This is a genomic window from Mycobacterium sp. (assembly GCF_035603715.1).
Taxonomy (GTDB): Bacteria; Actinomycetota; Actinomycetes; order Mycobacteriales; family Mycobacteriaceae; genus Mycobacterium.
Window position 1 is genome coordinate 1 of sequence record NZ_DATNJW010000455.1, and the last position, 20,197, is coordinate 20,197.

Sequence of the window (20,197 nt, forward strand, 5' to 3'; positions counted from 1 at the left end):
GCATCGGTCGTGAAGCACCAGTCGGTGCGGGGGTTGGCGATTGTGTACAGATAGCCCACCGGCACCTTGATCCAGAACCAGTCATCTTTGCCGCCGGCCTCAATCAGCAGCACACGGCGACCAGGGTTGGCGCTGAGCCGATTGGCGAGCAGGCAGCCCGCGCTGCCTGCTCCCACGATGATGAAATCGAATTCGGCGACCGGGCTCATTCCGGTATCGTCCTCCAAGCGTCGGATGCGTGTCCTAGTGTGCGCGATGACCACTTCAACTCGTCTGGGAATGATTGGCCCCGAACAAATACAGGCCATTGACCAAGCACTGCGCGCTGTCTGTAAGGTCTGAAAATTGTTGTGGCACAGGTGATGACCGTCACACCTATGTCGCGCGCGGGGATACGCAGTTCGTCGAGTCGACGTGCCGCCCCGACCGCGGCCCACAGGCCAGCAAAGCCGGAGCCGCCCAAAGTGTCGCGTGGACGATGCAGCCCGGACGGGAAGCCGACGCGGTCTCCGTGCCGTTGGCAAGGGCGAACGCGGGGCGGGATCTGGAATGCGGCGCGGCGTGACACCGGGTCGAGGCCGCACGCCGACCGGACGGCGTCATCACACCATCGGGCTCACCTGCTCTTCGACGCCGAGCAGCGCCTTGCCGAGCACCTCATATCCCACCGCCGCATTCAGCCCGGCGTGCCGGGCAGCGGTGTTTGCGTCGCGCCAATACCGTTGCACGGGGTTGACCTCGGCGAACGTGCCTGCACCGTGCACGTTGACCAAGACGTGGATCGCCCGAAGCACCTGCTGCGCGGCGTAACCAGCCGCCGCGCGGATCTGGGCCCGATCGTCGTAGGTGAGCACCCTGCTGCCCTCGACGGTCCCGTCGAGCATGTCGGTGACGTCGAAGGCATGCAACCGGGCGGTCTGCAATGCCAGCGCAGCCTCAGCCACCTGCATCTGCACGCCCACCGAATCACTCTGGCTAGCGAACACCGTAAGTTGCATGGCCTTGCTCGGTGCGGCGGTGAGCACCGCCGATAGTGCGGCCTGTCCCAAACCCAACAACGGCCCGAGCAGCGCCACCGTCGCCAACGGTGCAAAGGGCACCGCATAGGGGCCTCCTTCGGAGGCACCGACCGCGCTTTTCGCAGACATCGCGATGAGCCGGTGCTCGGGAACGAACAGATCGTCGGCTGCCCAGGTGTTGCTGCCGGTGCCGCGCATGCCGACCACGTGCCAGGTGTCGTCCAACCGCATCTCCGAGGCTGGAACCACGCACATGAACGGCTCCACGTTCTCGCCCGAGTCGTCGACGACGGCCACCGCGACGCTTGCCCAGGCGGCGTGGTCCGAGCCTGACGCGTAGGGCCATCGCCCGCTGACGACGAGACCACCGTCCACCCGGCGGCCGGGGATCGGGTTTGCGCTGCCCGCGATGCGCGCATCGGGATCAGATCCGAAGACCTCCTCCTGCGCACGAGGGGAGAGCAGGCCCGCCAACCACGACGCCGTCGACCCGAGGCCGACGAGCCACGCCGCGGAGCCGTCGGCCGTGCCGAGCGCCTCGCCGACCTCCAGCACGGTCCGAACATCGGCCGGATACCCGCCGAACTTGGCAGGTTTGTGCAGCCGGAACATTCCAGCCGCGGCAAGTCCGGCGATCACCTCATCAGCCTGCCTGCGGTTGATTTCGCCGTCGGAGGCATGGGCGCGCAGCAATGGCTGAAGCGCCACCGCCCGCGCGACCAGCTCGGCACGCGTTGGTGCCCCCTGCGTTTCCTGGATGGTCGATGTCACCTGTGCTCCGATCGTCGTGTACGTCTTCGTTCCGTGGGACGTTCCCGGGGACTTGGAACTCAGCAAGCTGCCGCGGGTGATTTGGTCTTGAGGTCGCAGATGATGGTGTGGCCGCTGTCCGCCGGCGGCCTCGTCGATTAGGGCGGCGAGATCGTCATGGCGTTGTGGAAGGTTTCGGTGCACACCAGCGAATAAAATCCGCGGTCGTCCGCTTTTGCGCGTCCACCCGGACCTACACGCCGTCATCGGTGACTTACGCACGCCACCGAGGGCTTCATCGCCGTCGCCGCCGTCGCCGCCGCCACAGTGGCACGCAGATGTGAGCGGTCGCCCACGTAGCAAACCCCCACATCGAGGATCGCTCATGTTTGCCTCCCGCTCATACCATCGAGTCAATTCCCTATTACGGTGCGTGTCCAAGACTTGGTCTGCATAGCGCGATGCAGATGACGCATCATGCCCCCTACAGCTATCTTTAAGGCGCGGGTTCTACGGTGACGCCATGACCGATCCGGCATCGCACAGGGTGGACCTTGACCTGAGACTGATCAGCTACTTCGTCGCAGTCGCCGAGCACCGCCACTTCGGCCAGGCCGCGGCCGCACTGCGCGTCGCACATTTTCATCCGGAAAAGTGCCAGCTAAACCTGGAACGGACATCAGGAGAGGACGTATTCGCGCGACCTGTCAATACGCCATCGCCAAGTTGACATAATGTCGCTTATCGGCACAAGCGTTCTCGAGTTGCAATAGATGAAAGTGCTCGCACCCGGCTGACGGTTGGCACATCTGAGGGGCCTCGCGGCGATGTTCCGATATGGTCGCTTCCCGTGCCGGCCATCGGCCACAGATGCAATTGCGCGCGTACTCGGGTGTTAGGTAAATCTTGCTTGGGGGCCGCCCCGAGCCGGTGGCTCTGTAGGTGGCGCCAAACTACTTGCCCTTCCCTTCCGCCACGCCACCAGCAATACGTCACTGTGACGAATTAGGCTGTGTCGCAGCGCTACTCAAACTGTCCGCCCGGTCGATAGTCTCCGCCGCTTCGGAGGGCCGCGGGCATGGCCGACGAGCTACCGCCGGGCCACAGGACCAATTTGAGGCATTCGGGTTAGGCATGCAGTTACCGGTCCGCTCACCGGACCGTACTCTTGCTCACGCCTTCATGATCGGGGCCAATGGTGTATCGGCGCGATCATCAATGTTATTTCGCGCGCGGCGACGTCTCCGATGCCTTACCCGCTGTCCCCGACTACATCGATGAGGTGGCACATGGCAACTGGACGCCAACATGACCACATCCCCGGCATCGCGGCCACCATTCCCGTGGTGACCGCTGTTGCCGTGCCGACCAGGCGGCCGGCGACCGCTCCGACGAGTTGCATCTCTTAAGCGACGGACCGGACTGATCCGTGGCGACTCCCCATCGGCCGACCCCGCCGTCGAAGCCCAGTCAGGCCTCACCATCAGCCCAGCCCAACCAATTGTCCTCGGTTCAGCACATTGTGCAGTTGATGCTGGAGAACCGCTCGTTCGACCACATGCTGGGGTTTCTTTACCCGAATAAAACTGGCCCCAACGGGCAGCCGTTTGAGGGCCTGGACGGCACCGAGACCAACAACGATGCCAGCGGCAATCCGGTCAAGGTGTTCCAAATCGATCCGAGCACGGCCGAGGCATACTTCATGCCCGGTGCAAACCCCGGCGAGGGCTACGCCAACACCAACTCGCAGTTGTTCGGCACCGGGACGCCGCCGACACCTGCCATAGCCACCAACGGTGGTTTCGTCACCAACTACGCCGCAGCTATCACCTATGACCAGAGGATCCACCGCAAAGTGGTGCCAGGGACGGTTGCCTCCGACATTATGGGCGTTTTCACGCCGGCCGGGCTACCCGTGTTGTCGGGGCTGGCCGCCGGCTTCGCGGTCTGTGACCAGTGGTACAGCTCGGTGCCCACCGAGACATTCCCAAACAGAGCATTCGCCTGTGCGGCGACCAGCCAGGGACATATGAACGACAGCACCTCGTCGTACACCGTGCACAGCATCTTCGGCCTGATGACGGCAAAAGCCTTGAGCTGGAAGATCTACGGTTATGACGCCGAACCGCTGACCCGGGGCAATTATCCCGACACCGTGCAGGCGCCCGACACCTGCTTCGGTGAGTACGCCGACTTCCACGCCGACGCCGCGTCCGGAAACCTGCCCGCCTACTCGTTCCTCGAGCCGGGTTGGGGTTCGAAGGGCAACAGCCAACACCCCAACTACGACGTGGCTCTTGGCGAAGTGCTGATTCAGCAGGTTTACCAATCGCTGCGCAACGGCCCCGGCTGGAACCAGACGCTGCTGATCATCACCTATGACGAGCACGGTGGCTGTTACGACCACGTCCCGCCCCCGAGTGGGGCTGTGCCCCCGGACTCGTCCGTCGGCGAGTATGGCTTCGATTTCACAAGATTCGGTGTACGGGTACCCGCGGTTTTGGTGTCGCCGTTCATTCCGGCGGGCACCGTCTTCCGGGCGCCGGCGGGCAGCATGCCTATTGATCACACCTCGGTGCTGAAGACCATCGAGCTGCGCTGGGGACTGCCGGCCCTGACCGCGCGGGACGCGGCCGCACCCGATCTCGGTGACGTGCTGACGCTGACCACGCCGCGGACCGACGATCCGCTGGCTGGCGTGACAGCACCCACGTCGGCCGGTCAGAATCCGGCCGCCGGGGAGGTGTCGCACCTTGAGCAGCTGCACGCCCAGATGATCGCCGACCTGCCGGTGGCCGACGAGGATCTCGTGGGCGCTCCCCTGCTGCCCGAGCAGAACACGCCCGGGCAGTATGCGAACTACATCGCCGCCCGCACTCGTACGTGGAAGTCGGCCCGCGACACCGGCCGGGCACCAGGGCTCGGCCCGTAGTCGGCTAGGAGACCAGCTTGTCATTCGATCAAGACCACCCGGCACCGCGCAGCCGCCTGACACTTGTCGGCTGCTGTGACGCTGACGCTTCGCGTTATCCTGCTGTGGCACATGACCATACGGCTGTACCCGATTCGAGTGACAACCCGCCTGTCGAATCTGGCAACCTGACTTGCGGTCCGCTGATGTGGTGACTGGTCGTCATCCAACCGGGGCACAACCAGAACTGCACAAGAGATCGGTCCGCTCAGCGGACCGCACCGTTGTCCGTCCAAACACTGTTGGCGTGCAATGGGCAAGTTGCGGCTTAGGAGGTCACGGTGTGATGGCAAGTAACGTGCAACCAATCACTCAGCCGTCGATTGCACCCACCACGAAGGTCGCCGCAGGGGGCGCCGCCGGCGCACTCACCGTCCTGCTGGTGTGGATCCTCGGTCTGCTCCACGTACCCGTGCCCCCTGAGGTCGCCTCAGCGATCACGGTCATGATCTCATTTGTTACGAGTTATCTTGTAAGGCAACGGATTCCTCTCGGGGCCGTAAACCCCAGCACGAATGAGGGCTGAGCAGCCGATCGCGAAGCAACAGTGCGAGGGCGAGCCACCGAGGGATTGGGACATCCCCTCGCCGCTACCCCACCCCCGCCGCGCTCACAAAGAGTTTGATGCCATCCGACGTCCGTAGACACCACAGGAAAGTGCGGTACGGTCGAACCAACAGTATTACTAACCGGTAGATCGGGAAGCAGCGGATTATGAACAAAGACGACATGATCCTGATCAGCGTCGACGACCACATCGTCGAACCGCCCGACATGTTCAAGAACCACCTGCCGAAGAAATACGCCGACGAAGCGCCACGGTTGGTGCACAACCCGGACGGCAGCGATACGTGGCAATTCCGCGACGTAGTGATCCCCAACGTGGCGCTCAATGCGGTGGCGGGCCGGCCCAAGGAAGAATACGGGCTTGAACCGCAGGGCCTCGATGAGATCCGGCCGGGATGCTGGCAGGTCGATGAGCGGATCAAAGACATGAACGCGGGTGGGATCTTCGCGTCGATCTGTTTTCCGACATTTCCGGGGTTCGCCGGGCGGTTGTTCGTCACCGAGGATCCCGAGTTCAGCCTCGCGTTGCTGCGCGCCTACAACGACTGGCACGTCGAAGAGTGGTGCGGCGCCTACCCGGCGCGGTTCATCCCGATGTGTTTGCCGGCGATCTGGGACCCCGAAGCATGCGCGGCCGAGATTCGGCGCAACGCCGAGCGTGGCGTGCATGCGCTGACCTTCACCGAGAACCCGGCCGCGATGGGCTACCCCAGTTTTCACGATGAGCACTGGACACCGATGTGGAAAGCGTTGGTCGACACCAACACGGTGATGAACGTCCACATTGGCTCCTCGGGCAAATTGGCCATCACCGCACCCGACGCGCCGATGGACGTGATGATCACCTTGCAGCCGATGAACATCGTGCAGGCCGCGGCTGATCTGTTGTGGTCGGCTCCGATCAAGAAATACCCGGATCTCAAAATCGCTTTGAGCGAGGGCGGAACGGGATGGATCCCCTATTTCCTGGAACGGGCCGATCGCACCTTCGAGATGCATTCCGTATGGACGCATCAGGACTTCGGCGGCAAGCTGCCCAGCGAGGTGTTCCGCGAACACTTCTTGACGTGCTTCATCAGCGACCACGTCGGAGTCGAACTACGCCATGACATCGGCATCGACAACATCGCGTGGGAAGCCGACTACCCCCACAGCGATTCGCTGTGGCCCGGGGCGCCCGAGCAGCTCTGGGATGTGTTGTCCCTGCACAATGCTTCGGATAGCGACATCAACAAGATGACATACGAAAACGCGCTGCGCTGGTACTCATTCGAGCCGTTTGGCCATATGACCCGAGAGCAGGCGACCGTGGGCGCACTACGGCAGGCTGCGAAAGGCCACGATGTGTCCATCCATGCGCTGAGCCGGCATCAGGCGGGCGAACGCGCCACGAACGCTCTCGCCGAAGCCACCAAGTTCAACAGCTAAGGACCACAGCTCGTTTGAGGTCGCTGCGCCCCGACCCACCGCACCCATCGCCTTCAATTCAATTCGTCAACGTGACGCTTTCGCGACCCTGCATTCAGCACAACCGCTCCGATTGCTGAAGGGCCGTGCTAATGCGAGAAGCCATGCGTGACAGTAGGATAGGAAGGCCCACAGGCAAATCGGCTGCGTGGACGGAGACGGTGATTGCGCCGGCGCACGATCCATTTGGCCACCACACGGGCGCTGATGCACAGCAAATGCCGGGAACCGCGTCCTGGTGGTCAACCACCGTCACTCGCGGATCGGCAAGGGAATTACGGAGTTTGCGCCACTCACGCTGGGTCCAGCAGTCAGGTAGCGTGACCTCACCGGGCGGCTGGGCGGCGTAAAGCACACGTCCGGTGGCGGTGCGGGCGATCGATTCGGGGTCGAGGTGGTCGGGCATATAGGCGTGACCATGAGCCACCGCAGCACAGACATAGCGCAGTCGATTGTCATGCAGAATTCGCAGCGACGCCATGGCGCGCGATTGCACGGCGAGGATATGGACCGGCCTTTGCGCACACCGCCGCAACAGCGGATCTGGTTGCCAATGCTGCCCGATGCGCATCATCCGCGGACCGACAAAGTAGCGGTGACTGAAGCGCTCGACTGCGCCGAGCGTCACGAGCTGCTCAGCGAGCCGGTGCGCGGACGTTTTAGCCAGCCCGCTGACCCGAGCAAGCGCTGTCAGACCGAGACCCTCATCGGCGTGAGCAAGTGCATCCAAAACGGAAAATGCTCCGTCGAGAACTGTTCGGCCGCCCGTCGCGTCCGGCGGGATTAACGTTGCCAATTGCCCTGACTTGCCAGCGGTATCGAGACCAAGTGATGAGTACCCAGACATAGAAAACTTCTTTCACATCATGGGGTTCGAACGCGGAAAGAGGACGCCCGTCACTGGTTGCTGAATAGCAGGCGCGCATGAATTATCAACCGAGCCAATGGAATAAATGAACGATGCTCGCACCACACTTGGCAGTGGTGCCTACACCCCCTTCACGGCGATGGTCGCGACGGTCACGCCCTACTCAGGCGATGAACAGGGCGTTGAGCCCGGCCAAGCCGGCTCCCACGATGCAGACGTCACGCCTCTGTACCAGCGCAGACCCCTCGACTTGAACTGGTTGCAATACGGCATCGGCGCCCCTTTCGTCGCAGCACCCCTCTCATGAACGGCGCAGCAAGACTTTGATCATGTGTCGGCGCCGCGACGACGCCTTGAGTAGTCGGCTACTTAACTTTCCGCACCGGCCATACTTAGGCGACGATGGACGACACAGCCGGACGAGAGCGACAAAGCGATGACGAAAGCCAAACTCGAAAAAAATGACGGGGAATCCCCCTCGAAGCTGATCGATGCCCGCATCGCGGAGCTCGGTGACTGGCGCGGCGAGACGCTGGCTCGGATCAGAAAGCTGATCAAAGAAGCCGACCCGGACGTAGTCGAGGAGTGGAAGTGGCGCGGTGTGCCGGTGTGGTATCACGCCGGAATGATCTGCACCGGCGAGACTTACAAGAATGCCGTCAAGATGACTTTCGCCAAGGGCGCCGCACTCGAAGACCCGTCGAGTCTCTTCAACTCCAGCCTGGATGGAAATACCAGGCGAGCCATCGACATTCACGAAGACGACAAGATCGACGAAGAAGCGTTGAAGGCCCTCATCCGGTCCGCCGTCGCGCTGAACAAGTCGTAGCATCTCCCCTGTCGCGCAACCGAATACCACGCGGTACCGTTCCTGCAATTGGAATTGCAGGAGGACGTCATGATTGCTGAGCCGATCATTGTCGTGCTCGGTGCGCGCTGCAGCGGCACGTCGGCTGTCGCTGGAGTGTTACATCACCTTGGCGTTTACATGGGCAGCGAATTCAGCGTGGCAGCTCGTGAAATGAACGAAAGCTTCGAAGACCTCGGCCTACATCAATTGTGCAGCAGAGCATTCAGTGAGCCCGGAGATCAGCTTCAGATGGATCGCCATTCTTTGGAGGCGAAACTACGCAGTTGGGCCGACCACCATCGCCGAACTGCCCGCAGTGCTGGACGCGTTCCCGGCGCGAAGGACCCCTGCCTGTGCCTCGCGGTAGACGTCATCCAAGACGCCTGGGGCCCCATTGTCCCGGTCGTCGTCGACCGACCGTTTGCGCAGGTGGTGGCGTCGCTGAATCGGCTGGGCTGGTTGCCTGACGAGCAGGAGCGGGCGGCGTCGACCGCGCGACTCATCGCGGCACGCGACGACGCGCTGGCCGGCGCGACGACCGTCAGGGTCGACTTTGAAGAATTGCGCAACGCACCCGAAGTTGTCGTCCGGCGCCTCGTCGCCGAACTGGGTCTCGAGGTAACCGAGGCCCAACTCAGTGCGGCCACGGACAGCGTTGTGAAACCTGCCGACGTGCCGCGCGATGCCGATCCTTACCGGCGTTTCATCGATCGGCTCCTACCCGAGGTGGAGCGCGATCCCGGGGATGTGCGATCGATGTCATTGCTCGCGCAGGCGTATTTCGACTCTGGAGATTTCGCCAACGCGCGCCTGTGGTTTGCGCGGAAAGTTGAGATCGGGGGGCGTCCCGACGAGGAGATCTTTCTGGCGATGCTGCGCGTCGCGCAATCGATGGACCAACTCGATGTGTCGTGGCCCGATGTTCAGGATGCCTACCTGCGAGCCTGGGAGTTCCGACCAACGCGCGCCGAGCCTCTCTATGGCATCGCGCGCCGTTACCGCGGCGATAAACGTTACGAGCTTGGGTATCTGTTCGCCGCACGCGCAGCCGCCATCCCGCTTCCCAAAGACGACATGGTCCTGCCGTATCCGGATATCTACGCGTGGCGCGCGGCCGACGAGCTGGCGGTGTGCGCCTACCGGATCGGCAACCAGGCCGAGGCTTTCGCAGTATGGCGACGCATGCTGGCGCGTCCCGATATCCCAGACAGTGATCGTCAAAGAACTGCGGGCAACCGGGATCTCGCAGTACCGACCATGTTAGCGGCAGCACAGGCCTATCCAGATGTACTGGTACGCAACCTGATCGATGGGCCCCGCGGCACCGACGTCACCGTCAGCGTAATAGCCGGGCCGGACCGAAGCAGCACGGAACATACGCTGAACTCATTCCTGCACTGCTGCGCCGACGTGATGAAAGTTCGACGTTTCCTGGTACTCGACGCAGGCTTGTCCGCCGAAGATCAGGCGATTCTTGTTGAGCGCTATAGATTTTTGGAGTTTGTCGAGGACGGCACGGGTGACCAACGCGCGCAGCTCCGTGACCAGATCGAGGACCGATTCTGGCTGCATTTGGGACAAAACTGGCGATTCTTCGCGCCGGACAATCTCATCAGTCGCCTGACCGGCGTGCTCGAAGCAGAACCACAAGTATTTCAGGTGGGCATCAACATTGCCGACGCGCCAAAGCTCAACGGCACCAGTGCCTCCGAGCACATGGTGCGCCGAGACCCCGGCGGAGGCCGCTACCTGCTGGCCGACGCGGTGGCCAGCGGTCCGGCCATGTTCGACACCACAAGGCTGGACCGGACCGCCGGCCTGTATACCGCCACACTCGACGAAGTGCTGTGTATCGCCGCCGACTGAGTCAGGCGGACTTCTCCATCTCGTCCTCGTCGTCGGGGTGCTGGACGTAGGCCGCCTCTCGCACCGCGTCGTCGGATTCGAGCGCCGCACCCAATGCGCCACCGATCATCGCCAATGACGAGATCAGCCACGCCAATTCAAAATAGTCCCGCAAAGTGGCCGGATGCCCGACTTGGTCCTTCCAGATTTGCGGCATCACGAACCAGAACGACGCGCCCAGCGCTAGCACATAAAGCGCCGCATACAGCACTGTCACACCGATCAGGACGGTGATCACGGTGACAATGTTGAACAGAATCACCTGCTTGCGTACGGCGCGCGCAACCATGGGCTCCCACAGCTCAGCACCGACGATCAAGGTCAGGACTGTCGCGCTCACTGACACCAGCGCCGTGCCGCCGAGACGGAGCAGGCCAAAGGCGTCGGCGAGTCGCCAGATATCTGCGGTCACCAAGCCGAACACCCCCGCAGCGACGGCGCCCGTCAGCGCGCGAGACAATCGCAGTGACAACTTCCACGGCTCGTTGGCCGCCACCATCCCGCTGATCAACGTCAGATTGCCGGTCAGCACTCGTGCGGTGTAGAGGAACGCTTCGTCAGCCGGGTCGCTGCCAAGTTCCCGGACCCGCTGCACCGTGAGCCGCCTCGACGACCGGCGGCCACCGTCAGCCTTGGAGTGGTGCAGCTCAGCAGACCCTGCGATCAGCCGTACAAGCAGGCGCACGATCGTCTCGCGGATCCGGTGGCGTCCCCCCATCGCCCCCAACGCGGGCACTGACACGATCGCTACGTTGCGCACCGGATTCGCGTGGGCCACCACCGGCCGTTGTTCGACATGCAACGGGAGGTCCGTAAGACAAATCACGACATCCCAGCCCTTTTCAAGCAGCGTTTTCCGCGCTGCCTTGACGATTTCGGCGTCGGTCGCCGGAGGCTGGACCAGGCGGTGCTCCATGACTTCGACGCACCAGCGGGCACCGGGTAACCGGTGGTCGAGCTCGCAATGCAACTCGGTATCGGCGAGTTCGCGGGCGAGCGAAAAGGCGGCACCCGGATCGCCGATGATTCCCAGCACGATATGTGGATCCGGGTCGGCGTCCACCGGATCAGTAGCGGGCGTCATGCTTAGATCGTTGCATTCATCGCGCTGCCGGGGCGAGGGGGCAGGACAGCGAGCCACGACTCCGAGAGCAGTTCGAGCAGCTGACCGTCTGGGTCGCGGACCATTGCCGACTGGTCAGTAACAGTGCCCTCGACGATCGATCCGCCAAAACTCTCCACCGCGGCGAGTAGCTCCCCCAGGTCCGACACCGATAGCGACAAGTGGGTAAGCCCGACCTGGTCCATTACCCGATCCGAGCCGGCGCGCAGGGCGCGGTGCGAGTAGGCCAGCAATTCCAGCACCAGACCGTCGCGAACCAGATACGTCGCGTGCAAGCCGATTGGCTCGTTCAACTCCAACAGTTGACCGGTCCCGGCGTCGGGCGGCTCGAGTTCCCACCAGTACGTGAAACCCAGCAGACCTTCGTAGAAACGGCGCGATCGCGCGGTGTCGGCGACGCACAATCCGACATGGTTGAAAACTATCCGCGGACGGGCCATTTCAACCTCCAACGAGTGAGCGGCGACTCCTAAGGTATCCGCAACGGGAACGGGTCATTGGCAAAATCGATTTGGGCTGCCGGATTGGCAACCGCGGTGGTCATACCGGATCCGAACGCACCAGAGCGATCGAAAAGGGTGGCCGTGCCGACAGCGACGCCGTCCGCCGCCCAATGGGAATCGGCCTGTACACCGATCCACTCCCCAACGGGCAAGCGCGCCAATCCCACTGTCAGGTCGCCGTTTATGTAACCGACTCCGTGCGTGCCGAGGTTGGTCACCAGGCTGGTTGCCTCGGCAACCATCACCGCCCGAACGAACTGCGAGTTGTGCCGGCCGGCCACGACGTCAATAGCGCTGTTGTAGAAGCGCTTTCGCGAATCATTCTGATGATTTCCCGGTGATCGACTCCAGTCACCCGCGTCGCTGTCCACCGCCGTCTGCACCCCGTCGTCCAACCGTGGCGGGAAGGGAATCGTCGTCGTCGGCACGCTCCACAGTCGGCCCGGCGGCGCCGTCGACCGCCGGTACTGCAACAGTGTCGCCCGTGCGACCAACCGCCCCTCCTGGGCCAGGTCGCATTCGGCGCTGCGCACCCTCCGGCCGTCACGCACGACACGCAACGTCACGGCGGTCGAAACACCGCGTGCAGCCCGAAACAAGTCGACTGTCAGCCGCGTCGGCATGAAATCGGGCGATCCGTAGTGCAGTTCGAGCGTCCGGGCCGCCAAGCCCACGACGGCCGGTCCATTGAGATGATCGTCGCCCCAGTGGCTACCCGCGAAGTGGGTCGGTTCGAATTCGCCGCTTCCGGACAGAACGAAAAGTGCCGGCTTCATGGGAACAGCCCCTCATCGTCAGAGCTAGGTAACACCACAACCGACAGCGCCATCATGCGTAGAACCACGGGGCTTCGTGCACGATCGACAAGCATAACGTCGGTTCCGATAGCCGATTCACCACTACTCCTTCGACCATTCATTCCACATGCACGCTGGTCATCGGCAAAAATGCCAGATACCGCAACCGACTTTGCCGAATCAACGAATTTCGCTATCGCCGTGGCGTTTACATTGGCCAACTGCGCCCCACTGCATACCCGTACAGGCCCAATCGTGCGGCACGCTAACATCAGCCTGATCCCTGCTCCTGCACCTGGAATAAACGAGAGGACCTTACCTGATGACGCACCGTCAGCGGCGCCGCATTCTGGTAGCGAGCTGCACCGCGGCAACGGTGTTGATGGTGGCGGCATGCGGCAGCCACACCCCGTCATGGTTCCCGATGCAGGCCCAGAAGACTTCGAAGACCCACGCTCCCGACGCAGCGCCTGCCACTCAAGCATCGCCCCCAAAACCGTTGCCCGCCAACAGCCTCAAGACGTTGGTTTTATCTAACGAGGACGTCAACGAGATTGTCGGCCTGTCCCTTGGCGACAGATCACAGTTCGATTCGCCGACCGCGTCGGCGAGTGACTACAGCAAACCGGACTGCGCCCTGACGATGGGAATCACCAAGGATGCGCTCGGAGACGGAGAATTCACCGCTTACCGGTCAATCCGAAATCAGGCATCCAAAGATGACAGCCTGATCGGGATGTTTTCGCAGAACTTCGCCACTTTCGAAACGTCTGACAAAGCCAGCGAAATCTTTCACAAAGCGTACGCGACACTGGGCCACTGCAATTCCGACACGATCGCGGCGAAAAACAACCCCGCTACCTGGAGAATCCTCGCGCCGGGTCCGTTTAACGGCGATGCGGTGACATTCGGCGCCCTGCAGTTCACCGATAAGAACCAACCACTTGGCTGGCGCTGCGACCACCAGGCACGCGTCAAGAACAACGTCATAGTCGAGGCATCAATGTGCACATGGGCCAACGGGGCCCCCGCTGCCGCGGCTGCCGTCGATCAGATCAGCGCCCGGATACCGCCTCCGGACAAGCCGGCTCCCCCGGCACCTGCAGGTTTTCTCGCGCCGAACAAGATCAAATCCGTAATCGTGGACGTACCGCAGGCAAGCAAGATCCTCGGCACCAACCTCGGCGATAGCAGCATCGTTTTGTATCCACCGGCTCCCAGAGACTTCGGCGACAAGTCCAACTGCAGTCCGCTGGAAGGGCCTGACTCGAATTCGTTCGGAATAGATGTCGACTACACCGCATATCGCGGCTACGACTACCGCGAAGCGAAGGACAATTACCAGCACATCGTCGATCAACAGGTTGCGACATACCCCGACGCACGAGACGCGGATCGCAACTTCCACAATGCGTTGAGTGGGCTCAATGGATGCGACGGAGCGCTCGTGCCCGGCGAGACGGGAAGCAATGTCCAGTTCCAACTGCAGAACCCCACTGTCACCGACAACAAGGCTCAGTGGACGTCGATCGGAATAACCAACGGTCAACAGGGCGCTTGGCGCTGCGCCTTCGATTTCCGCACGCAGAGCAACGTCCTGTTGGCCGCCAAGGTCTGCCAGAACGGCGACCCCACCGACATCGCCAGTCAGATAGCCGATCAGATGGCAGCCTCGATTCCCAAGTAGGCCGCCGTGCGCTACCGCAATCGATGACCGTCGACACCGAAGAAGTGCAGGTGGCCCGGCTGCGGATGGAGGCGCACACGACTACCCCTCGACGGTGGGTCCTGCCCGTCTGCACGCGCGACGATCGGCTGGCCGAAGGTGTTGTCGCGCCAGGCGATTCGCCCGTACAGATAGGCGTCCGCACCGAGTTCCTCGACCACATCGATCTGCATCTCGACACCGGTTCCGCCGACGTCAAGATGCTCCGGCCGGATGCCGATCACCAGTTCTGCTGTGGTAGTGGTAATCTCGCGCGGCACGGGGATCGACCAGTCGCCCAGTGCGACGGAGTTATCAACGACGGGAAGAGTCAGCAGGTTCATCGCCGGCGAGCCGATGAATTCCGCCACGAACATGTTCACCGGGCTCCGGTACAGCTCCCGTGGAACCGCGCATTGTTGCAGGACGCCGTCGCGCAACACCGCGACGCGATCACCCATGGTCATTGCCTCGACCTGGTCGTGGGTGACGTAGACGGTCGTGATGCCCAGCCGCCGTTGGAGTCCGGCAATCTGATTGCGGGTCTGCACTCGCAGTTTCGCGTCCAGGTTGGACAGCGGTTCGTCCATCAAGAATACCTGCGGTCGTCGAACGATCGCGCGCCCCATCGCTACCCGTTGGCGCTGACCCCCGGACAAATCCTTCGGTTTGCGATCCAGATACGGTTCGAGGTCGAGCAAGCGGGCGGCATCCGACACCCGTTCCCGGATCTCACTTTTCGCTATCCCGGCGATCTTCAGGGCGAAGCCCATGTTCTGGGCGACATTCATATGCGGGTATAAAGCGTAGTTTTGGAAAACCATTGCCACATCGCGGTCTTTGGGATCTGCATCGGTGACATCTTGGGTGCCGATGAGAATCCGCCCGGAGTCGACCGTTTCCAGCCCCGCGATCATGCGTAGCGACGTGGTCTTGCCGCACCCGGACGGCCCAACCAGCACGACGAACTCACCGTCACCGACGCTTAGGTCCAAGCGGTCGACGGCGGGCCGATCTGCGTCGGAGTAACGCTTGGTGGCCTGCTCGAAAGTCACTGACGCCATTGGTTATCCCCCCAGCCCGGTGACCGCGATGCCCCGGATGAAGGCGCGTTGCGCGACGGCATACACCAATAACAGCGGCAGCAGAATCAGAATGGACGCGGCCATCAGCACGGGCCACCGGGCGGTGTATTCGCCCTGCATGCGAACCAGCCCAAGGGTGAGGGTCGCAATACTGTTCCGCTGAATCATCAACAGTGGCCACAGAAAATCGTTCCAGACGTTGACCCAGGTGAGTACCGCCAGCACCATCACCGCGGGCTTTGCGTGCGGCAGCAGTATCCGCCAGTAAATCTGCCACGGAGAGCAACCGTCGAGGATCGCGGCTTCCTCGAGTTCGTCTGGCAGGGTCCGGAAGAACTGGCGCATCAGGTAGGTGCCGAATGCGCTGCCGAACAACCCTGGCACGATCATGGCCCACGGGGTGTCGGTGAGCCCGGCGACCCGCATCAGGATGAATTGCGGAATCACCGTGACGGTTAGCGGCACCATCAAAGTCCCGAGATACAAGACGAACAACGTATCCCGACCCCGAAACCGCAGACGCGCGAACGCGTATCCGGCCAGCGAGCAGAAGAACACCTGCCCGATGCTGACGCAGCCGGCATACAGCACGGAGTTGAAAAACATTCGCCAGAACGGCATGACGGCGAACACGTCGCGGTAATTGGACCACTGGGGATGTGCGGGAAAAAGCGTCGGCATGGTCACCTCGCCCGCTGTCTTCAACGATCCCGACATCGCCCACAGGATCGGGAACAGTGCGCACGTCGCGATTGCCGTCAGCGTGGCATACAGCACCACACCACGCAGAACGTTGGGTTTGAACGCCCGCTGCGCTACGCCCACGATCGTTCCTCCTGCGCGGCTCGACGACGCCCAAGCCGCAACTGCACAACGGTAAGCACAAGCAGGATCGCGAACATCACCCACGCCAGCGCCGAGGCGTAACCGAACTCCAGGAACGCGAAAGCATGCTGGAACAGCATGATGCCCAGAACATAAGTCGCCGTCTCCGGTCCCCCGTTACGTCCGGTCAGGACGTAGACGAGATCAAATGCCTGGAATGCGTGGATGATCGAGATGACGACCACGAACGATACCGCGCTGCGAATCAGCGGCACGGTGATCGACACGAACTGACGCAACTCCCCCGCGCCGTCGAGTCTGGCCGCTTCATAGAGGTTCTCCGGCACGCCCTGCATGGCAGCCAACAGGATGACCGTCGCGAAAGGCACGCTGCGCCATACGCTGACGATGCACAGCGAGGCCATGGCGTATTTGGGATCGACCAGCCAGGGAATGGGGTCGATACCGATCCAGCCGAGGATGATGTTGAGCAGGCCGTTGTTGGTGTTGAACACGAACTGCCAGACCACGGCCATCACCACCGACGACACGGCCAGTGGCAGAAAGATAATTGTCCGAAATACGGCTATTCCCTTTATTTTCCGGTTGAGCACACCAGCCACGGCGAGGCTGATGAGCACGGTGGGCACGACAGTGCCCATTGTGTAGACCACCGTGTTGCGCAACGCGATATTGAACAGCGGGTCTCCGGCGAAGAGGCTTCGGTAGTTCGCCAAGCCGACGAACTTGGCTGGGCTGAACATATCCCAATCGTGAAAACTCATGTACAGCGAGAATCCGAGCGGAAACAGCATGAACACCGCGACCGCCGTCAGATTGGGCGCGACGAAAATGCGACCGGCCCGGGCCCGCCGCCTCGACGGTCCGCGCCGGCGCGCTACCGCTCCGGCGGCCGCTTCGATCGGTGTCATGGTGTCCGGAGTACCTCGTCGATCTTGGGTGTCAGTCCGTCCGTCAGGGATGCCGCGGGCCGCGAGCCGCGCAGAACCGGGCCGATGTTGCGGTCCATCAACGCGACGATCTTCGGCCATGCCGGCGTGATGGGTAGCCCCTCGGCATGTGCCGGCCCGCCGGTCAGGACCGCCATATTGCCGATCCTGCTATGCGCCTTGGCAAAATCGGACGATCGGAGCGCAGACCGAAGCGCCGGTACGAACAGGCCCGTTTCAGCGATCACCGCTTGTCCCACCGGCCCGGTGGCGAACTTCACGAACTCCCACGCCTGCTTTTTTCGGGGGCTACTCGATGCGATGGCCAACCCGGTGGTACCGATATTCGAGTGGGCGGCATGCCCTTTCGGGCCAGTCGGCAGCACAGCGATGTCGAAATCTAGGTCCGGAGCCCGCTCAAGCGTCTGATATCTCCAATGCCCGCCCAGCGCCATCGCGGCATGACCCGAGGTGAACAGGTCCGTCTGGGACATCGATTGGGATTCCGACGCGGTCGGCGCAACCCGGTACTTGCTATTCAGATCCGCATAGAACTGAATGCCCTCGATGAACGCGGCGTCGTCGAAATTGAGGTGCGTCGGGTTCATCCGCGGATCCGACCAGGGAACTCCGTTGTTCATCCCGAACATCAGTGCAGAGTAATAAGGCGCCCAGGTGTCGACGAATCCCCACTGACTGACCCGGCTCGAACGGTCGCGTCTGGTGAGTGCCCCGGCGGCATCGAGGAATTCGCCGAAGCTCCACGGCTGGTCCCATCGCCCGGGTGGTGGACGCACGCCGGCCTCGGCGAACAACTTCTTGTTGTAGTACAGAAAAGTTCCCGACCACTGCTCCGGAAATGCGTATTGCCCACTGTTATAGGTGAACGTCTCATACATCGATGCGACGCTGTCCGCTCTGAGCTCAGCGGCGAACATCTTGTCGTGGGCCAGCATCGTGTTGAGATCCAGCAGCACTCCCCGCTCGGCCAGGCCCGCGTAAGTGAATTCCCATGCCATCAGAACATCCGGACATTTGCCGCCGGCGCAGTAGATCGACACATGCTGTAGCGCATCCGGTCCGGACAACAACGTCCGAACCTTGATGTCGGGATGCTTGCGCTGGAATGCGTCCACGACGCGCAGCCGGGCATCTGCCTCTTCGGGGTTGGCCGCGAAAAAGAACGTCAGTGCATCGTCGTCAGAGCTGCATGCGGTCGGCGACAGCGCCAGCGACGCGGCGCCGAGCGCACCGGCGCCGCGGAGCAGCGTCCGCCGATCGAACGGCTGACCGCAACCAAGGCTGGTGTTCGTGGTGGGTCTCCGGCTCGCAGTGATGGTTACGTTGTTCTTTCGTAGTCGGTCCAGCTGTGGTGTTCCTGGCTGCCGTCAGTCGTCGATTCGGTGATCACCGGGGAAGTAACGGACCCGGTGGATCCCCGTGCCGCGCCGGGCCACGTCGGCGAACAGAACGCCGCGGCGGATCCCGGACGTGACCGAGGCGGCGACGGTGGAGTCCGCGGCAATCAATTTCGCGGCGCTCGCACCCGAACATCGCTCAATGAGTTCGGCGACGTCAGCTTTCTCGTCATCGCCGAAAGTGATTGTCGCACCGGATGACAATGCCTGCAGCGCGCCGAATCTGTCGCCTCGTCCCACCGCGTTCACGAACGTGTCGACCAATGTTTTCTGCCGAGATCCCACCCGGCGGAATCCGGCGACGAATCCGGCGGTACCGCGTAGCCGCTGATTGCGGATCAGACCCCGCGAGAGTTGAACGGTGGCCGGCACCGCGGATGCACCGTTGCGCAGGAATTGCAACACCATCGCGGGCAGCTCCCAGTACGCACGCAGCGTCACGACCTTCCACTCACCGTCGACCTCACGCAGGTCGTATCGGAGGAACGCCGGAATCGTCATGGTGACCGCGGACCCCATGGCCACCTCGAGATCGAGATCGCGGATCACCGACGACCCGCGGACGATGTCGAGGTCGCGATGAAACGCGATATCGCGCGGGCCGATGAAGGTGTCGTAGAACCGGCCGATCTCCATCGGCCCCGCGTGTGGTCGCGAACCGACCGGATCTTCCACACGACCGTCCACGGCGAACAGGCCAACCCAGCCGGCACGGTCATGCGCCGCCGCTGCCTGCGGTGACCGTTCCACCACCGCCAGCAACGTCTGCTCAGCCGGGCCCGTCATGGTCCGGCCACAATCGCGACACCTGCTGCGCGCAGCGCCTCGATGGCCGCGGCGGTGGACTTCTCCCCTACCCCCGCGGTCAGGTTCATCAGCACCCGAGTCACCAAGCCCTGCTTGGCAGCGTCTTCAGCGGTCCGGCGCACGCAGTGATCCGTGGCGATGCCGACCACGTCGACCTGGTCGACATCGTGTTGGCGCAGCCAGTCGGCCAGCGGGGTGCCACGCTCGTCGAATCCGCTGAACCCGCTGTAACCGGCGTCGTAGGCGCCCTTGCGAAAGATGGCCTCGAACCGGCCGGTGTCGAGATCGGGATGGAATTCCGCGCCGATGGTGTCGGCAAGGCAGTGCGGCGGCCACGACGAGATGTAATCCGGATGATCGGAGAAGTGGTCTCCGGGATCGATGTGCCAGTCCTGCGTGGCCACCACATGCCGGCATTCGGCGCCGCCGGCCAGGTACGCATCGATGGCGCCCGCCAGGGCCGCCCCACCGGCCACGGCCAGCGAGCCGCCCTCGCAAAAATCTCTCTGAACGTCGACGACGACCAGCGCGCGCATGAGACCACGTTATCGCCGCCGAGTCAGGGACCCGAGTCGCTGTGATCATTG

At 62.6% G+C, this 20,197-nt stretch carries 18 protein-coding genes and 1 pseudogene; 6 read left to right on the plus strand and 13 right to left on the minus strand.

Annotated features, from left to right (window positions below; all coding sequences use genetic code 11):
• The 3 genes and pseudogenes from VN856_RS18725 to VN856_RS18735 all read right to left on the minus strand — a co-directional run.
• Positions 1–209 (minus strand): lycopene cyclase family protein (locus tag VN856_RS18725; protein WP_325691717.1); only part of this gene is annotated, 209 nt, incomplete at its 3' end.
• Between the two features lie 149 nt (positions 210–358).
• A pseudogene (locus tag VN856_RS18730) lies at positions 359–463 on the minus strand (hypothetical protein); the annotation flags it as partial.
• 139 nt (positions 464–602) lie between these two features.
• Positions 603–1,790 carry an acyl-CoA dehydrogenase family protein gene (locus VN856_RS18735; RefSeq protein ID WP_325691719.1) on the minus strand — a complete coding sequence of 396 codons (1,188 nt, stop codon included), beginning with the start codon at positions 1,788–1,790 and terminating at the stop codon, positions 603–605.
• Between the two features lie 502 nt (positions 1,791–2,292).
• Here VN856_RS18735 and VN856_RS28910 point away from each other — a divergent pair.
• The 3 genes from VN856_RS28910 to VN856_RS18755 all read left to right on the plus strand — a co-directional run bounded on the left by VN856_RS28910 (position 2,293) and on the right by VN856_RS18755 (position 6,735).
• Entirely contained in the window at positions 2,293–2,499 is a 207-nt protein-coding gene (locus tag VN856_RS28910; protein ID WP_414686998.1) for a hypothetical protein, read from the plus strand.
• Between the two features lie 699 nt (positions 2,500–3,198).
• Positions 3,199–4,701, plus strand: coding sequence for an alkaline phosphatase family protein (locus tag VN856_RS18745; protein ID WP_325691721.1), 1,503 nt, complete (start codon positions 3,199–3,201; stop codon positions 4,699–4,701).
• 753 nt (positions 4,702–5,454) lie between these two features.
• The gene (locus VN856_RS18755; RefSeq protein WP_325691723.1) at positions 5,455–6,735 is read left to right on the plus strand and encodes an amidohydrolase family protein; all 1,281 of its coding nucleotides are present in this window, start codon (positions 5,455–5,457) and stop codon (positions 6,733–6,735) included.
• Between the two features lie 94 nt (positions 6,736–6,829).
• On the opposite strand, the gene VN856_RS18760 is transcribed toward VN856_RS18755, so the two are convergent.
• A complete protein-coding gene (locus VN856_RS18760) occupies positions 6,830–7,621 on the minus strand; it encodes an IclR family transcriptional regulator (protein WP_325691724.1) in 792 nt (263 codons plus the stop codon).
• A 457-nt stretch (positions 7,622–8,078) separates the two neighbouring features.
• On the opposite strand from VN856_RS18760, the gene VN856_RS18765 reads away from it, so the two are divergent.
• Both VN856_RS18765 and VN856_RS18770 read left to right on the plus strand, forming a co-directional pair.
• Positions 8,079–8,471, plus strand: a complete 393-nt coding sequence (locus VN856_RS18765) for a DUF1801 domain-containing protein (protein WP_325691726.1) — start codon at positions 8,079–8,081, stop codon at positions 8,469–8,471.
• 69 nt (positions 8,472–8,540) lie between these two features.
• On the plus strand, positions 8,541–10,358 hold the full coding sequence (locus tag VN856_RS18770) for a hypothetical protein (RefSeq protein ID WP_325691728.1): 1,818 nt from the start codon (positions 8,541–8,543) through the stop codon (positions 10,356–10,358).
• A gap of 1 nt (position 10,359) precedes the next feature.
• On the opposite strand, the gene VN856_RS18775 is transcribed toward VN856_RS18770, so the two are convergent.
• From VN856_RS18775 to VN856_RS18785, 3 genes are read right to left on the minus strand one after another with little or no spacing between them, the layout of a single operon-like run.
• Entirely contained in the window at positions 10,360–11,481 is a 1,122-nt protein-coding gene (locus tag VN856_RS18775; protein ID WP_325691730.1) for a hypothetical protein, read from the minus strand.
• A gap of 2 nt (positions 11,482–11,483) precedes the next feature.
• Complete coding sequence (locus tag VN856_RS18780; protein WP_325691732.1) at positions 11,484–11,960, minus strand: VOC family protein; 477 nt, start codon at positions 11,958–11,960, stop codon at positions 11,484–11,486.
• 29 nt (positions 11,961–11,989) lie between these two features.
• Entirely contained in the window at positions 11,990–12,799 is an 810-nt protein-coding gene (locus tag VN856_RS18785; protein ID WP_325691734.1) for an acyl-CoA thioesterase domain-containing protein, read from the minus strand.
• A gap of 343 nt (positions 12,800–13,142) precedes the next feature.
• On the opposite strand from VN856_RS18785, the gene VN856_RS18790 reads away from it, so the two are divergent.
• On the plus strand, positions 13,143–14,507 hold the full coding sequence (locus tag VN856_RS18790) for a sensor domain-containing protein (RefSeq protein ID WP_325691736.1): 1,365 nt from the start codon (positions 13,143–13,145) through the stop codon (positions 14,505–14,507).
• An 11-nt stretch (positions 14,508–14,518) separates the two neighbouring features.
• On the opposite strand, the gene VN856_RS18795 is transcribed toward VN856_RS18790, so the two are convergent.
• From VN856_RS18795 to VN856_RS18820, 6 genes are read right to left on the minus strand one after another with little or no spacing between them, the layout of a single operon-like run.
• A complete protein-coding gene (locus tag VN856_RS18795; RefSeq protein ID WP_325691738.1) occupies positions 14,519–15,589 on the minus strand; it encodes a sn-glycerol-3-phosphate ABC transporter ATP-binding protein UgpC in 1,071 nt (356 codons plus the stop codon).
• A gap of 3 nt (positions 15,590–15,592) precedes the next feature.
• Positions 15,593–16,435: a carbohydrate ABC transporter permease gene (locus tag VN856_RS18800; protein WP_325691740.1), complete on the minus strand. Its 843-nt coding sequence runs from the start codon at positions 16,433–16,435 to the stop codon at positions 15,593–15,595.
• Positions 16,426–17,367, minus strand: coding sequence for a sugar ABC transporter permease (locus VN856_RS18805; protein WP_325691742.1), 942 nt, complete (start codon positions 17,365–17,367; stop codon positions 16,426–16,428). The genes VN856_RS18800 and VN856_RS18805 overlap by 10 nt, the downstream gene beginning before the upstream one ends.
• Positions 17,364–18,722: a sugar ABC transporter substrate-binding protein gene (locus tag VN856_RS18810; protein ID WP_325691747.1), complete on the minus strand. Its 1,359-nt coding sequence runs from the start codon at positions 18,720–18,722 to the stop codon at positions 17,364–17,366. Before VN856_RS18810 ends, VN856_RS18805 begins: the two co-directional genes overlap by 4 nt.
• Positions 18,723–18,773: 51 nt before the next feature.
• Positions 18,774–19,589, minus strand: a complete 816-nt coding sequence (locus tag VN856_RS18815) for a ketosteroid isomerase family protein (protein ID WP_325691744.1) — start codon at positions 19,587–19,589, stop codon at positions 18,774–18,776.
• Entirely contained in the window at positions 19,586–20,146 is a 561-nt protein-coding gene (locus VN856_RS18820; protein ID WP_325691745.1) for an isochorismatase family protein, read from the minus strand. Before VN856_RS18820 ends, VN856_RS18815 begins: the two co-directional genes overlap by 4 nt.
• Positions 20,147–20,197: the final 51 nt, after the last annotated feature.

Excerpts from the sequence above, each read along its gene's own strand:
- VN856_RS28910 (WP_414686998.1), top strand. The coding sequence starts at position 2,293 with ATGACCGATCCGGCATCGCACAGGGTGGACCTTGACCTGAGACTGATC.
- VN856_RS18755 (WP_325691723.1), top strand. The coding sequence starts at position 5,455 with ATGAACAAAGACGACATGATCCTGATCAGCGTCGACGACCACATCGTC.
- VN856_RS18760 (WP_325691724.1), bottom strand. The coding sequence starts at position 7,621 with ATGTCTGGGTACTCATCACTTGGTCTCGATACCGCTGGCAAGTCAGGG.
- VN856_RS18765 (WP_325691726.1), top strand. The coding sequence starts at position 8,079 with ATGACGAAAGCCAAACTCGAAAAAAATGACGGGGAATCCCCCTCGAAG.
- VN856_RS18770 (WP_325691728.1), top strand. The coding sequence starts at position 8,541 with ATGATTGCTGAGCCGATCATTGTCGTGCTCGGTGCGCGCTGCAGCGGC.
- VN856_RS18775 (WP_325691730.1), bottom strand. The coding sequence starts at position 11,481 with ATGACGCCCGCTACTGATCCGGTGGACGCCGACCCGGATCCACATATC.
- VN856_RS18780 (WP_325691732.1), bottom strand. The coding sequence starts at position 11,960 with ATGGCCCGTCCGCGGATAGTTTTCAACCATGTCGGATTGTGCGTCGCC.
- VN856_RS18785 (WP_325691734.1), bottom strand. The coding sequence starts at position 12,799 with ATGAAGCCGGCACTTTTCGTTCTGTCCGGAAGCGGCGAATTCGAACCG.
- VN856_RS18790 (WP_325691736.1), top strand. The coding sequence starts at position 13,143 with ATGACGCACCGTCAGCGGCGCCGCATTCTGGTAGCGAGCTGCACCGCG.
- VN856_RS18795 (WP_325691738.1), bottom strand. The coding sequence starts at position 15,589 with ATGGCGTCAGTGACTTTCGAGCAGGCCACCAAGCGTTACTCCGACGCA.
- VN856_RS18805 (WP_325691742.1), bottom strand. The coding sequence starts at position 17,367 with ATGACACCGATCGAAGCGGCCGCCGGAGCGGTAGCGCGCCGGCGCGGA.
- VN856_RS18815 (WP_325691744.1), bottom strand. The coding sequence starts at position 19,589 with ATGACGGGCCCGGCTGAGCAGACGTTGCTGGCGGTGGTGGAACGGTCA.
- VN856_RS18820 (WP_325691745.1), bottom strand. The coding sequence starts at position 20,146 with ATGCGCGCGCTGGTCGTCGTCGACGTTCAGAGAGATTTTTGCGAGGGC.